The 14,487-nt window shown below is 57.6% G+C and carries 12 protein-coding genes; 10 read left to right on the plus strand and 2 right to left on the minus strand.

Annotated elements, in window-relative coordinates; genetic code table 11:
* Positions 1-185: 185 nt before the first annotated feature.
* The gene (ubiF, locus tag FJU30_RS11650; RefSeq protein ID WP_150435136.1) at positions 186-1,352 is read right to left on the minus strand and encodes a 3-demethoxyubiquinol 3-hydroxylase; all 1,167 of its coding nucleotides are present in this window, start codon (positions 1,350-1,352) and stop codon (positions 186-188) included.
* Between the two features lie 268 nt (positions 1,353-1,620).
* Between ubiF and miaB the strand changes: the two genes are divergently transcribed.
* The 9 genes from miaB (at position 1,621) to FJU30_RS11695 (ending at position 11,063) form a co-directional block, all read left to right on the plus strand.
* Positions 1,621-3,045 (plus strand): tRNA (N6-isopentenyl adenosine(37)-C2)-methylthiotransferase MiaB, encoded by a 1,425-nt coding sequence (gene miaB, locus FJU30_RS11655; protein WP_150435137.1) that lies wholly within the window; start codon positions 1,621-1,623, stop codon positions 3,043-3,045.
* Between the two features lie 338 nt (positions 3,046-3,383).
* Positions 3,384-4,439, plus strand: a complete 1,056-nt coding sequence (locus FJU30_RS11660; protein ID WP_150435138.1) for a PhoH family protein — start codon at positions 3,384-3,386, stop codon at positions 4,437-4,439.
* On the plus strand, positions 4,436-4,915 hold the full coding sequence (gene ybeY / locus FJU30_RS11665; protein ID WP_150435139.1) for an rRNA maturation RNase YbeY: 480 nt from the start codon (positions 4,436-4,438) through the stop codon (positions 4,913-4,915). The genes FJU30_RS11660 and ybeY overlap by 4 nt, the downstream gene beginning before the upstream one ends.
* Before the next feature lie 159 nt (positions 4,916-5,074).
* A complete protein-coding gene (gene corC / locus FJU30_RS11670; RefSeq protein ID WP_150435140.1) occupies positions 5,075-5,953 on the plus strand; it encodes a CNNM family magnesium/cobalt transport protein CorC in 879 nt (292 codons plus the stop codon).
* 7 nt (positions 5,954-5,960) lie between these two features.
* Positions 5,961-7,493: an apolipoprotein N-acyltransferase gene (lnt, locus tag FJU30_RS11675; RefSeq protein WP_150435141.1), complete on the plus strand. Its 1,533-nt coding sequence runs from the start codon at positions 5,961-5,963 to the stop codon at positions 7,491-7,493.
* A gap of 377 nt (positions 7,494-7,870) precedes the next feature.
* Positions 7,871-8,767 carry an amino acid ABC transporter substrate-binding protein gene (locus FJU30_RS11680; RefSeq protein ID WP_150435142.1) on the plus strand — a complete coding sequence of 299 codons (897 nt, stop codon included), beginning with the start codon at positions 7,871-7,873 and terminating at the stop codon, positions 8,765-8,767.
* Positions 8,768-8,923: 156 nt separating this feature from the next.
* Positions 8,924-9,664, plus strand: a complete 741-nt coding sequence (locus tag FJU30_RS11685) for an amino acid ABC transporter permease (protein WP_150435143.1) — start codon at positions 8,924-8,926, stop codon at positions 9,662-9,664.
* Positions 9,664-10,338: a glutamate/aspartate ABC transporter permease GltK gene (gene gltK, locus FJU30_RS11690; RefSeq protein WP_150435144.1), complete on the plus strand. Its 675-nt coding sequence runs from the start codon at positions 9,664-9,666 to the stop codon at positions 10,336-10,338. Before FJU30_RS11685 ends, gltK begins: the two co-directional genes overlap by 1 nt.
* On the plus strand, positions 10,338-11,063 hold the full coding sequence (locus FJU30_RS11695; protein WP_150435145.1) for an amino acid ABC transporter ATP-binding protein: 726 nt from the start codon (positions 10,338-10,340) through the stop codon (positions 11,061-11,063). The genes gltK and FJU30_RS11695 overlap by 1 nt, the downstream gene beginning before the upstream one ends.
* A 59-nt stretch (positions 11,064-11,122) precedes the next feature.
* On the opposite strand, the gene FJU30_RS11700 is transcribed toward FJU30_RS11695, so the two are convergent.
* Positions 11,123-11,611, minus strand: coding sequence for a zinc ribbon-containing protein (locus FJU30_RS11700; protein ID WP_150435146.1), 489 nt, complete (start codon positions 11,609-11,611; stop codon positions 11,123-11,125).
* 292 nt (positions 11,612-11,903) lie between these two features.
* On the opposite strand from FJU30_RS11700, the gene leuS reads away from it, so the two are divergent.
* Complete coding sequence (gene leuS, locus FJU30_RS11705; protein WP_150435147.1) at positions 11,904-14,486, plus strand: leucine--tRNA ligase; 2,583 nt, start codon at positions 11,904-11,906, stop codon at positions 14,484-14,486.
* Position 14,487 lies beyond the last annotated feature (1 nt).

The following is a 14,487-nucleotide window of genomic DNA, read 5'->3' on the forward strand; positions in this document are numbered from 1 at the left end:
CAGACATTCCCTGCGCGGGCGAAAACGACGGGCCGTCGGCCACGCCGCGAAATTCGCCTGACCACGCCATCCTGTGCCGACGCCGCGCCGACCGATCGTCAGGCTGCGAGTGCGGCGCCCGGCATACTTACGCATAACCGGGTGATAATCAATGTTATTTTTTCCGATTTTGCGCCAGCCCGAAGCTATAGCCCCAGCGCGTATTTCAGCGCCTGCCGCTTTATTTTCCCGGCGCGCTGCGCGGCCATCAGCGCCAGATTGCGCGCCAGACTCAGCGGCGGCAGCCGGTTGCTGAACGCGGCGTAAAACAGATCCATGCCGCTTTGCATCAGCAGATTGTCCGCTTTGCGCCGCTGTTGATAACGGCTCAGCACCGCGGCGCACGACCAGTCCTCGCCCGCCTCGCGCGCGCGGATCACTACCCCCAGCAGGGCGTCAACGTCGCGGTAGCCCAGGTTGACTCCCTGCCCGGCCAGCGGATTGATGGTGTGCGCGGCATCGCCCAGCAACACCAGCCCGGGGCGCGCATAGCTCTGCGCATGACGCCGCACCAGCGGGAAAGAGCCGGCGGCGACAGGTGTTACCGCGCCGAGCCGCTCCGGGAAAGCGCGGCTAATCTCCGGCCCAAGCTGCGCCATCGGCAGCGCCTGCAGCTGGCGAATACGCGCCGGGCTGTCATACCACACCAGCGACGCCCAACTATCGAACAGCGGCAGGAAGGCGCGCGGCCCCTCAGGCGTAAACCGCTGCCAGGTCACATCCTGCTGCGCACCGCCCGTATCAATGCTAATCAGCATGCAGGACTGGCGGTACTGCCAGCCGTTGACGCCGATCCCCGCCATCTGACGCACCTGCGAATGCGCACCGTCGGCGCCGACCAGCAGCCGGGCGCGCAGGGTCTGCTGTGAATCCAGCGTCAGCATCCAGCCCTGGCGCGTCGGCCGCATCGCCGCCAGCCGCGCCGGACAAAAACAGCGCGCCGTCGGCGCTTCGCTCAGCGACTGCCATAACGCCAGCTGCAGTATCCGGTTTTCCACCATATGGCCCAACTCCGGCAGCCCCAGCTCCGCTGCGCTAAAGCTCACCCGCGCCGTCTCCCATTCCCAGGTTTCCAGCCGCCGGTAAGGCGCGCTGCGCATGTGCTCAACCCGCGGCCAGACCCCCAGTCGCTTCAGCAGCTCTACCGAGGCATAACCCAGCGCGGAAATGCGTAAATCGGGCGGCTGCCCGGCATCAAAAGCGTCGGCGACCTCATGCTCCACCAGCGCCACGTTAAACCCCTTCTGCGCCAGCCCAAGCGCAGTGGCCGCACCGACCATGCCCCCGCCGACGACGGCTACGTCATAATCCATAATCGCCTCACTGAATATCCGGCTATACTACCCCGGCATATCTCCGGCCGCAGGTACGGCGTTGTCCACTGCCGCCCGCCGCCTGAAAGCTATCGGTTATCTATTGCCGGCAAAAAAACCTGCGTTGCAGTTTACCGGATTTCCACCGCAGATCTTCACAAATGCCCGCGGTTTCGTACACTGGTCACAACAGCAGCAAAGGATTACAATACGCGCCGCTGCGAAAGCGGAACGCTTTTTTTTACCTGCACTGAGTAATGGCAAGTCGATGACAAAAAAACTGCATATTAAAACCTGGGGCTGTCAGATGAATGAATACGATTCATCGAAGATGGCCGATTTACTGGAAAGCACACACGGTTATGAGCTGACCGACAATGCGGAAGAGGCGGACGTCCTCTTGCTCAATACCTGTTCGATTCGTGAAAAGGCCCAGGAAAAGGTGTTCCATCAGCTCGGCCGCTGGAAAGCGTTGAAAGACGCCCGCCCCGAACTGATCATCGGCGTCGGCGGCTGCGTGGCGTCGCAGGAAGGTGCGCACATCCGCGAACGCGCCCACTATGTAGACGTCATCTTTGGGCCGCAAACCCTGCATCGTCTGCCAGAAATGATCAATCACGTGCAGGGAAGCCACAGCCCGGTGGTCGATATCAGTTTCCCGGAAATTGAAAAGTTCGACCGACTGCCGGAACCACGCGCCGAAGGGCCGACGGCGTTCGTCTCCATCATGGAAGGCTGCAACAAATACTGTACCTTCTGCGTCGTCCCCTACACGCGCGGAGAAGAAGTCAGCCGCCCCTGCGACGATATTCTGTTTGAAATCGCCCTGCTGGCCGAACAGGGCGTGCGCGAAGTCAACCTGCTGGGGCAGAACGTTAACGCCTACCGCGGCGAAACTTACGACGGCGGCATCTGCTCGTTTGCCGAATTGCTGCGCCTGGTGGCCGCCATTGACGGCATTGACCGCATTCGCTTTACCACCAGCCACCCAATTGAGTTTACCGATGACATCATCGCGGTGTATGAAGATACGCCGGAGCTGGTGAGCTTCCTGCACTTACCGGTGCAAAGCGGCTCCGACCGGGTGCTGACGATGATGAAGCGCCGCCACACCGCGCTGGAATACAAGTCGATTATCCGCAAGCTGCATAGAGCGCGGCCGGGTATTCAGGTTAGCTCCGACTTTATCGTCGGCTTCCCGGGCGAAACGCAGGACGATTTCGAACAGACGATGAAACTGATCGCCGACGTCAATTTCGATATGAGCTTCAGCTTTATCTATTCACCGCGCCCCGGCACGCCGGCGGCCGACATGGTGGACGACGTAACGGAAGAAGAGAAGAAACAGCGTCTGTATATTCTGCAGGAGCGGATCAGTCAGCAAGCGATGCAGTTCAGCCGCCGTATGCAGGGAACCGTTCAGCGCATTCTGGTCGAAGGCACTTCGCGTAAAAGCGTGATGGAGCTTTCCGGCCGCACCGAAAACAACCGTGTGGTGAACTTCGAAGGTGCGCCGGACATGATCGGTAAATTCGTCGATGTGGAAATCGTCGACGTCTATCCGAACTCGCTGCGCGGTATTGTGGTGCGGACGGAAGATCAGATGGATCTGCGGACTATCGAATCGCCGCAGGCCGTGATTGCCCGCACCCGCAAGGAAAACGAGATCGGCGTGGGTATCTTCCAGCCATAAGCCCCTCCGCCCACCGGGCCCGGTTCGGGCCCGCGTTCACCCGACGGGCGGAAACGCCGGACCGGGCATTGCTTTTGCGAAGCAGTATCCCAATATGATCATTGTGGCTTGCGCCTTTTGCCATTCGCGATAAATAATTCATCAGGCGGACCCGCCCGGGCGCCGTAGCTGCAGCGGGCCGTACGCCTCGCAGAAAAGGCCCGGCTTCAGGTATTCTGTTCTTTTTGCCAGAGATACCCGGCGCATTTCAGGCTGCGAGCGCTTAGCTTAGCCAGCCAACAGGCCGGCACGCCGTCAGCCGGCAAGATGAAGGGTATAACCCCCGAAAGAGGAATAATTTGAACGTAACTACCAAAGAGATCGTCCTTGAACCCGCGGACAACCAGCGTTTACTCAGCCTGTGCGGCCCATTTGATGACAACATCAAACAGCTGGAGCGCCGCTTAGGCATCGAAATTAACCGGCGCGACAATCAATTCAGCCTGGTCGGTAAAACGCTGAACATCGAAGCCGCCGCCGATATCCTGCTGCATCTGTATGTGGAAACGGCGCCGGTGCGCGGCCACAGCAAGGATATTGAACCGGAGATGATCCACCTCGCGATCAAAGAAAAACGCGTGCTGGAACAGTCGGCCGAAAGCGTGCCGGAATACGGCAAAGCGGTAAACATCCGCACCAAGCGTGGCGTAATTAAACCGCGCACGCCCAATCAGGCGCAGTATATCGCCCATATTCTCGATCACGACATCACCTTTGGCGTCGGCCCGGCCGGTACAGGTAAAACTTATCTGGCCGTTGCGGCGGCGGTTGATGCGCTGGAGCGTCAGGATATCCGCCGCATCCTGCTGACCCGTCCGGCTGTGGAAGCCGGAGAAAAGTTGGGCTTCCTGCCCGGCGATCTCAGCCAGAAGGTCGATCCTTACCTGCGTCCGCTGTACGACGCGCTGTTTGAGATGCTGGGTTTCGAAAAAGTCGAAAAGCTGATTGAACGCAATGTGATCGAGGTTGCGCCGCTGGCCTACATGCGCGGCCGAACGCTGAACGATGCCTTTATCATTCTGGATGAGAGCCAGAACACCACCATCGAACAGATGAAGATGTTCCTGACGCGTATCGGTTTCAACTCCAAAGCGGTGGTAACCGGCGATGTGACTCAGATCGACCTGCCGCGCAATCAGAAATCGGGTCTGCGTCATGCGATTGAAGTACTGGCGAATGTGGAGGAAATCAGTTTTAATTTTTTCCACAGTGAAGACGTGGTGCGTCACCCGGTAGTGGCCCGCATCGTCAACGCCTATGAAGCGTGGGAAAACGCCGAGCAGAAACGCAAAGATGAGCAGGCCGAACAGCGTAAACGCGACGCGTTGCTTGCCTCCGGCCAGGAGCATAAATGAGTCAGGTTATTCTGGATTTACAAATCGCCTGCCAGCGGGCGGAGGGGCTGCCCTCTGAACAAGATTTTCAGCGCTGGCTGGAGGCGGTGCTGCCGCGCTTTCAGCAGGAGGCCGAAGTGACGGTGCGCATTGTCGATATCGAGGAAAGCCACGATCTAAACCTGACCTGGCGCGGCAAAGATAAGCCGACCAACGTACTGTCTTTCCCGTTCGAAGCTCCGCCGGGCATCGAGTTGCCGCTGCTGGGCGATCTGGTCATCTGCCGTCAGGTGGTGGAGCAGGAAGCCGTTGAACAGGATAAAACGCTGGAAGCGCACTGGGCGCATCTGGTTGTTCACGGCAGCCTGCATCTGCTAGGGTATGATCACATTGAAGACAGCGAAGCCGAAGAAATGGAAGCGCTGGAAACGGAATTTATGCAGGCTATGGGCTATCCCGACCCCTGGATTGAAGAAAAAGACGATACGAACCGATAGATTTCGGGCGCGCCGGGCGCAGGCATCCACAACATGTCAGCGCCCCGTGATTTGAAAGATGACGGGGATACGTGAATCAACGACGTTAGCGACTGGGGCCAACGCCATCATTCTGCTAGCCTTTATTTCATCAATATGAGTGATATTAATTAAAACGCCATGAGCGACGACCATTCTCAAAACAGCGACAGCCCCAGTCCCAAGAAGGGGTTCTTTTCTCTTATCCTTAATCAGCTTTTCCACGGTGAGCCCAAAGATCGTAACGATCTGCTGACGCTGATCCGTGATTCTGAGCAAAACGATCTGATCGATCCGGAAACGCGCGACATGCTGGAAGGCGTGATGGATATCGCCGATCAGCGCGTGCGGGACATCATGATCCCACGCTCGCAGATGATCACGCTGAAACTCAATCAAACGCTGGAAGAGTGCCTGGATGTCATTATTGAATCCGCCCATTCCCGTTTTCCGGTGATCAGCGAGGACAAAGACCATATCGAAGGCATTCTGATGGCCAAGGATTTGCTGCCCTTTATGCGCAGCGAATCCGAGCCGTTCAGTATGGAAAAGGTGCTGCGCCCGGCCGTGGTGGTGCCGGAAAGCAAACGGGTTGACCGGATGCTGAATGAGTTTCGCTCACTGCGTTACCACATGGCTATCGTCATCGATGAATTCGGCGGCGTATCCGGTCTGGTCACCATCGAAGATATTCTCGAATTGATTGTGGGCGAGATCGAAGATGAGTATGACGACGAGGAAGATCGCGATATTCGTCAGCTAAATCGCCAGACGTTCACCATCCGCGCCCTGACGCCGATTGAAGACTTCAATGAGACGTTCTCCACTCGCTTCAGCGATGATGAAGTGGATACGATCGGCGGGCTGGTGATGCAGGCCTTCGGCCATCTTCCCGCCCGCGGAGAAACGGTTGAAATAGAAGGTTACCTGTTTAAGGTGGCGATGGCCGATAGCCGACGTATTATTCAGGTTCATGTGCGTATTCCCGATGACGCCCCCCAACCACAACTGGAAGAATAAATTCCCCATGGCTGTCGCCTCTTTACTGCAACGCCAGCAGGTTCGCGCCCTGCTGGCGCTTTTGTCCGGTGCCTGCGGCACGCTGGCTTTCTCTCCGTTCGATATCTGGCCCGCCGCGCTGCTCTCCCTCGCGGGGCTGCTGGCGGTAACGCTCGACCGCACCACCCGCCAGGCCGCATGGCTGGGCTTCGCATGGGGATTCGGCCTGTTTGGCAGCGGCGTTAACTGGGTCTACGTCAGCATCTCGCAGTTTGGCGGCATGCCCGGCCCGATAAATATCGCGCTGGTGGTGTTGCTCGCCGCGTGGCTGGCCCTGTTCCCGCTGCTGTTTGCCGCCCTGCTGAACCGACTGTGGCCGCGGACCACGCTGTGGCGCCTGGCGATCGCCGCGCCGGCGCTGTGGCAGTTGACGGAGTTTCTGCGCGGCTGGGTATTGACCGGCTTTCCGTGGCTGCAGTTTGGCTACAGCCAGATCGACGGGCCGCTTAAAGGACTGGCGCCGCTGGCGGGCGTTGACAGCATTACGTTTCTGCTGGTGGCCGTCAGCGGCCTGCTGGTGTATGCCGCCGTCCGGCGCAAGGCTATCTCTGCCGGCGTCGCGCTGGCGCTGCTGCTGCTTCCCTGGCCCCTGCGCCAGCTGCAGTGGGTGACCCCCCAGCCTGCGCGCAGCGTCGATATCGCTCTGGTACAGGGCAATATCCCGCAGTCGCTGAAATGGGATCCCGACGAGCTGCAGAACACGCTCAATATATACCGCGACAGCAGCCAGCCTTATCTGGGCAAGGCGTCGGTTATTATCTGGCCGGAATCGGCCATTCCGGATACGGAGCCTCGCCAGCAACGCTGGCTGGCCGAGCTGGACGCCGAACTGCGCCAGCGGCACAGCAGCCTGCTGACCGGTATTGTCGATGTCAGACGGAACGGCAGCGCGTTCGACTACTACAACAGCATTATTGTGCTGGGCGAAGGCGAACCTTACCGCTACCCGGCGGCCACCCGCTACAACAAGCACCATCTGGTGCCCTTCGGCGAATTCGTGCCGCTGGAAACGCTGTTGCGCCCGCTGGCGCCGCTGTTCGATTTACCAATGTCGTCATTCAGCCGCGGTCCCTACAGGCAGCCGCAGCTAACCGTCGGCGGGCTGCGCTTCAGCGCGGCGATTTGCTATGAAATCATTCTCGGCCGGCAGATGCGCGACAACTTCAGGCCGGATACCGATGTGCTGCTGACTGTATCGAACGATGCCTGGTTTGGTCATTCCATCGGACCGTGGCAGCATTTCCAGATGGCGCGCATGCGGGCGCTGGAGCTTGGCCGGCCGCTGGTGCGCGGCACCAATAACGGCGTCACCGCGGTGATAGACAGCGCGGGCAATATCAGCGCCAGCCTGCCGCAGTTCACCCGTCAGGAGCTGGAAGCGAATGTGACCCCCGCCACCGGGATGACGCTCTACGCCCGGCTGGGCTCATGGCCGCAGTGGCTGCTCAGCGCGCTGTTTATCTGCGCCGCCTTCATTGCCGGCCGTCATCAGCGCCGCTAATCATTCTCCCACGCTCTTCCACCTTCCCAAACCGGATGCCCGCGCATCCGGTAATCATATCTTATGGCACATTATTTGCTAAAAGCTCTATACGGATAGCTGATAAGTGACTCTGTCAGGCTGGCGCTGCAGCGGCAGCACTTTATTAGTGCACATGAAGCACCAATAAAGTGCAAATGAGTCTTTACGCATTTTACTGGTGCGATGTTACACTCAAAAGAGAAACATTTTCGCCCCATAATGTTTACAATCAGCTATTTTTATGGATAAAGCGTGCAGAATACGCTGCTTAGCAGTGCATTCCTGGTGCTACCGCTGGGATCAACCAGACGCTTCGACCACATTTAGCGCTATCACTACGGCAAAGGAGTTAGAACATGCAAATACGCAAACTGGCATTGTCACTGCTGCTGCTCGGCACGGCAGGAAGTCTGGCCCATGCGGAAGAACTGACTGGCACGTTGAAAAAGATTAAAGATAACGGCGTCATCGTTGTCGGCCACCGTGAATCCTCTGTTCCTTTCTCTTATTACGATAACCAGCAGAAAGTCGTAGGTTATTCGCAGGACTATTCGAATCAGATTGTCGAAGCGATTAAGAAAACCGTGGATGCGCCGAATCTGCAGGTTAAGCTGCTGCCGCTTACGGCGCAAAACCGTATTCCGCTGCTGCAAAACGGCACCTACGATTTTGAATGCGGTTCGACCACCAACAACCTCGAACGTCAGAAACAGGTCGCGTTCTCCAATACCATTTTCGTCGTCGGCACTCGTCTGATGACGAAAAAAGATTCCGGCATTAAGGATTTCCCCGATCTGGCAGGCAAAACCGTAGTGGTAACCTCCGGCACCACCTCAGAAATTCTGCTCAATAAGCTGAACGACGAGAAACAGCTGAAAATGCGCATTATCAGCGCCAAAGACCATGGCGACTCCTTCCGCACCCTGGAAAGCGGTCGCGCCGTGGCCTTTATGATGGATGACGCGCTGCTGGCCGGCGAACGCGCCAAGGCGAAGAACGCCGGACAGTGGGCTATTCTCGGCACGCCTCAATCTGAAGAAGCCTATGGCTGTATGCTGAGAAAAGAGGATCCGCAGTTTAAAAAGCTGATCGATGACACCATCGCCCAGGTGCAAACCTCCGGCGAAGCCGAAAAATGGTTCGATCGCTGGTTCAAACAGCCTATTCCGCCGAGAAACCTCAACCTGAACTTCGATCTTTCGGATGAAATGAAAGCCTTGTTCAAGGCGCCGAATGACAAAGCGTTAGACTAACTAACAATGACAATAAGAGCAGCCAGGTAGCTGCTCCCTTGATTGTTGATTACTGGCCGGACAGACACGCGCAGGGTGGTCGTTCCCCGCCCGGGCGCGACGGGCCGCTCATCAATCTTCAGGGTAGCCTGGCTACCCTTTTTTACGGAGTTTGTTATGTCAATAGACTGGAACTGGGGTATTTTTTTACAGGACGCCCCGTTCGGAAATACCACCTATCTCGGCTGGCTGTGGTCTGGCTTTCAGGTCACCATCGCCCTGTCGATTTGCGCCTGGCTCATCGCGTTCTTTCTCGGTTCGCTGCTCGGCATTCTGCGTACCGTACCGAACCGTTTTATCGCCGCCATAGGCACCTGCTACGTCGAATTATTCCGCAACGTTCCGTTAATCGTGCAGTTTTTTACCTGGTATCTGGTGGTGCCGGAACTGTTGCCTGAAAACATCGGCATGTGGTTTAAGGCCGAGCTGGATCCCAATATTCAGTTCTTCGTCTCCTCGATGGTCTGCCTGGGGCTGTTTACCGCCGCGCGCGTCTGCGAGCAGGTGCGCGCCGGGATCCAGTCGCTGCCGCGCGGACAAAAAGCCGCCGGGCTGGCGATGGGTCTGACCTTGCCGCAAACATATCGCTACGTGCTGCTGCCCAATGCCTACCGGGTGGTGGTGCCGCCGTTAACCTCGGAAATGCTGAATCTGGTAAAAAACTCCGCTATCGCCTCAACGATCGGTCTGGTGGACATGGCTGCGCAGGCCAACAAGCTGCTCGACTATTCCGCCCACGCCTATGAAACATTTACCGCCATTACGCTGGCCTACATCGCCATCAACGCCTTGATTATGTTTTTAATGCAACTCGTTGAAAAGAAAATACGTTTACCTGGCAGTATGGGGAGTAAATAATGTACGAATTTGACTGGAGCTCCATCGGGCCAAGCTTACCGTACCTGCTGCAGGGGATGTGGATCACGCTGGAAATCACTGTGACCGCCGTCATCTTCGGCATTATCTGGGGAACGATCCTGGCGGTTATGCGCCTGTCGCCGATTAAACCCATCAGTTGGTTCGCCAAACTGTACGTTAACCTGTTCCGTTCCGTGCCGCTGGTGATGGTGTTACTGTGGTTTTACCTGGTGGTGCCCGGCGTACTGCAAAATGTACTGGGCATTTCGCCGAAAACAGATATTCGCCTGATATCGGCTATGGTAGCCTTCTCTCTGTTTGAAGCGGCTTATTATTCCGAGATCATTCGCGCCGGGATCCTGAGCGTGGCCAGAGGGCAATCAGCGGCCGCGCTGGCGCTGGGTATGACGCACTGGCAATCGATGCAGTTGGTTATTTTGCCGCAGGCGTTCCGCGCCATGGTGCCGCTGCTGCTGACCCAGGGGATCGTCCTGTTTCAGGACACCTCGCTGGTTTATGTGCTCAGCCTTGCCGATTTCTTCCGTACGGCGTCAACCATTGGTGAACGAGACGGAACCCAGGTGGAAATGATCCTGTTTGCCGGCTTCATTTACTTTATTTTCAGCATTGCCGCGTCAATGCTGGTCAGCTATCTGAAAAAAAGGACGGTTTGATGATTTTCCTGAAAAATGTTTCTAAATGGTATGGTCACTTTCAGGTTCTGACCGACTGCTCCACGGAAGTAAAAAAAGGCGAAGTGGTAGTGGTGTGCGGGCCCTCCGGCTCCGGTAAATCGACATTGATCAAAACCGTTAACGGCCTGGAACCCATTCAGCAGGGCCAGATCGAAGTCAGCGGCATCACGGTCAACGACAAACGGACCAATCTGGCCCAGTTGCGCTCTAAAGTGGGCATGGTGTTCCAGCACTTCGAACTGTTTCCGCACCTGTCGATTCTCGATAACCTGACGCTGGCGCAGATTAAAGTTTTAAAGCGCGAGCGTGAACCTTCGCGCCAGAAAGCGCTGAAGCTGCTGGATCGCGTCGGCCTGTCGGCGCACGCCAACAAATATCCGGGCCAGCTGTCCGGCGGCCAGCAGCAGCGCGTCGCCATCGCGCGCGCGCTGTGCATGGATCCGATCGCGATGCTGTTCGATGAGCCGACTTCCGCGCTCGACCCGGAGATGATCAACGAAGTACTGGACGTCATGGTCGAACTGGCTCAGGAAGGCATGACCATGATGGTGGTCACCCACGAAATGGGCTTCGCCCGTAAGGTGGCGCACCGGGTTATTTTCATGGACGAAGGGAAAATCATCGAAGACACGCGCAAAGAGGATTTCTTCAACAACCCTCAGTCCGATCGCGCCAAAGATTTTCTCGCCAAAATCCTGCATTAAACTCACCAGGGTGCCCGGACGGGCGCCCGCGTTTTACCCGTGCGCCGCAGCGGCCCGGCTCAGGGCTGAAACGGCTGGCGATGAAACTGATCGTGCGCGCATTTGGGGCACAAAGGCAGCACCTCCGGCGTATAAAACGCCATGCGATGGTGGCACTGTTCGCAGACCAGATTACCCAGCCCCACCACCTCACCGCTGTGATAGACGCCGTGGTGCGTAACGTCCTTAAAGATTTCCCGCCACTCCAGTTGGGTTTTATCGGTGATATCGGCCAGTTCCTGCCACAGGCTCTCCCTGATAACCCGCATAAACACGCTATCGCTGAACTCGTCCTCGCGCCGGCTTTCGCCGTAGCTACGCGCAAACTCTTCCAGATCGCGCCGCACCGCCTGCAGCACCTGCTCCACTTCGCTCTGCGCCAGCTCGCCGTCGCGCAACAGAGCCTGCCGCGCGCTCTCGATCAGGCGCTCTAAATCACGTTCGCCATCCTTTAACCGGGCGGTTAATGAAGGCATTAACTCACGATAATGGCGGGTTACCTTATTCATATACCGACTCCTTTGTTGTCAGGCTCAGTCCCCAAGCCCGGATACGTTTACCTCGCCCGATACTGCCCTAACGCTGTTATTTTAGCCTGGATCGCGCCTTCCGCCGCTGCCGACGCTGATATCTGCGCAATATTGCAGCCATTTGTCGCGAGAGAGAGAGAGAAATCTGCCTCAGTCCGGTTCAGGGTGTTGTTGCCTTCGCCGCTTATCAGCTATGCTATGCGGATCTTTTGTTATGAATCAGAACACGCTACTGGCGTAGCTATTCTTTACTATAGGACTACTGGCCGCCATGCAAGAGCAATACCGCCCGGAAGAGATCGAAAACCACGTCCAGCTTCACTGGCAGGAACAACAAACTTTCAAAGTGACCGAAGATCCCAGCAAGGAAAAGTATTACTGCCTTTCCATGTTGCCTTATCCTTCCGGCCGTCTGCACATGGGACACGTGCGCAACTACACCATTGGCGATGTGATCTCGCGCTATCAGCGCATGCTGGGCAAAAACGTACTGCAGCCTATCGGCTGGGATGCGTTTGGCCTGCCGGCCGAAGGCGCGGCGGTAAAAAACAACACCGCGCCGGCGCCGTGGACCTATTCCAATATCGACTATATGAAAAACCAGCTGCGCCTGCTGGGCTTCGGCTATGACTGGGATCGCGAAGTCACCACCTGTAAACCGGACTATTACCGCTGGGAACAGTGGTTCTTCACCAAACTGTATGAAAAAGGTCTGGTATACAAAAAAACCTCCGCGGTGAACTGGTGTCCGAACGACCAGACGGTGCTGGCCAACGAACAGGTCATTGACGGCTGCTGCTGGCGCTGCGACACCAAAGTCGAGCGCAAAGAGATCCCGCAGTGGTTCATCAAGATCACCGACTATGCCGATCAACTGCTGAACGATCTGGATACGCTGGAAAGCTGGCCGGAACAGGTCAAGATCATGCAGCGCAACTGGATTGGCCGCTCCGAAGGGGTGGACATCACCTTTGATATCGCGGACAGCCAGGACAAACTGACCGTCTATACCACCCGCCCGGACACCTTTATGGGCGTGACTTACGTCGCCATCGCCGCCGCGCACCCGCTGGCGCTGCAGGCGTCCGCCGGCAATCCGGCGCTGGCCGACTTCATCGAAGAATGCCGCAACACCAAAGTGGCCGAAGCCGAAATGGCGACGATGGAGAAGAAAGGCATGGCGACCGGCGTGTACGCCATCCACCCGCTGACCGGAGAGAAAGTGCCGGTCTGGGCGGCCAACTTCGTACTGATGGATTACGGCACCGGCGCCGTGATGGCGGTTCCGGGGCACGACCAGCGCGACTGGGAGTTCGCCACCAAATACGGTCTGTCGATCAAAGCGGTAATTCTGGACGGCGACGGCAACAAACCGGATCTGTCCGCCCAGGCGATGACCGAAAAAGGCCGGCTGTTTAATTCCGGCGAGTTCGACGGTCTGGATTTCGACGCCGCCTTCAACGCCATCGCCGACAAACTGGTCGCCAAAGGCGTGGGCGAACGCAAGGTCAACTACCGTTTGCGCGACTGGGGCGTATCGCGCCAGCGCTACTGGGGCGCGCCGATCCCGATGGTCACGCTGGAAGACGGCACGGTAATGCCGACGCCGGTCGATCAACTGCCGGTCATACTGCCGGAAGACGTGGTGATGGACGGCATCACCAGCCCGATTAAAGCCGATCCGCAATGGGCGAAAACCAGCGTAAACGGCAAACCGGCGCTGCGCGAGACGGATACCTTCGATACCTTTATGGAGTCATCCTGGTACTATGCGCGCTACACCTGCCCGCAGTACGATCAGGGTATGCTGGATCCCGCCGCGGCAAACTACTGGCTGCCGGTCGATCAGTACGTGGGCGGTATCGAACACGCCATCATGCATCTGATGTACTTCCGCTTCTTCCACAAACTGCTGCGCGACGCCGGCCTGGTGAATTCCGACGAACCGGCCAAACGGCTGCTGTGTCAGGGCATGGTGCTGGCCGATGCGTTCTACTACCTCGGCGACAACGGCGAACGCATCTGGGTTTCGCCGGTCGATGTCAACGTGGAGCGCGACGATAAAGGCCGCATCGTTAAAGCGACCGACAATGCCGGGCGCGAGGTGGTATACGCGGGCATGAGCAAGATGTCCAAGTCCAAGAATAACGGCATCGACCCGCAAGTCATGGTGGAAAAATACGGCGCGGATACCGTGCGCCTGTTTATGATGTTCGCCGCGCCGGCAGAAATGACGCTCGAATGGCAGGAATCCGGCGTGGAAGGCGCCAACCGCTTCCTGAAACGCGTATGGAAACTGGTGTACGATCATAGCGAAAAAGGCGCCGCCCAGCCGCTGGACGTCGCCGCGCTGAACGACGATCAGAAAGCGCTGCGTCGCGATCTGCACAAAACGATCGCCAAAGTGACCGATGATATCGGCCGCCGTCAGACCTTTAACACCGCGATTGCGGCGATTATGGAACTGATGAACAAGCTGGGTCGCGCGCCGCAGGGCAGCCAACAGGATCGCGCCCTGCTGCAGGAAGCTCTGCTGGCGGTGGTGCGCATGCTGTATCCGTTTACTCCGCACGTCTGCTTTGTCCTGTGGCAGGCGCTGCAGGGCCACGGCGATATCGATACCGCGCCGTGGCCGGTTGCGGATGAAAGCGCAATGGTGGAAGATTCGAAACTGGTTGTTATCCAGGTTAACGGCAAAGTGCGAGGCAGAATCACCGTTGCCGCGGACGCCAGCGAAGCGCAGGTGCGCGAGCGGGCGGCTCAGGAACCCCTGGTGGCAAAATATCTGGACGGAGTCACCGTGCGTAAAGCCATCTTTGTCCCCGGCAAACTGCTTAACCTGGTTGTAGGTTAAG

It is taken from the genome of Affinibrenneria salicis, assembly GCF_008710095.1.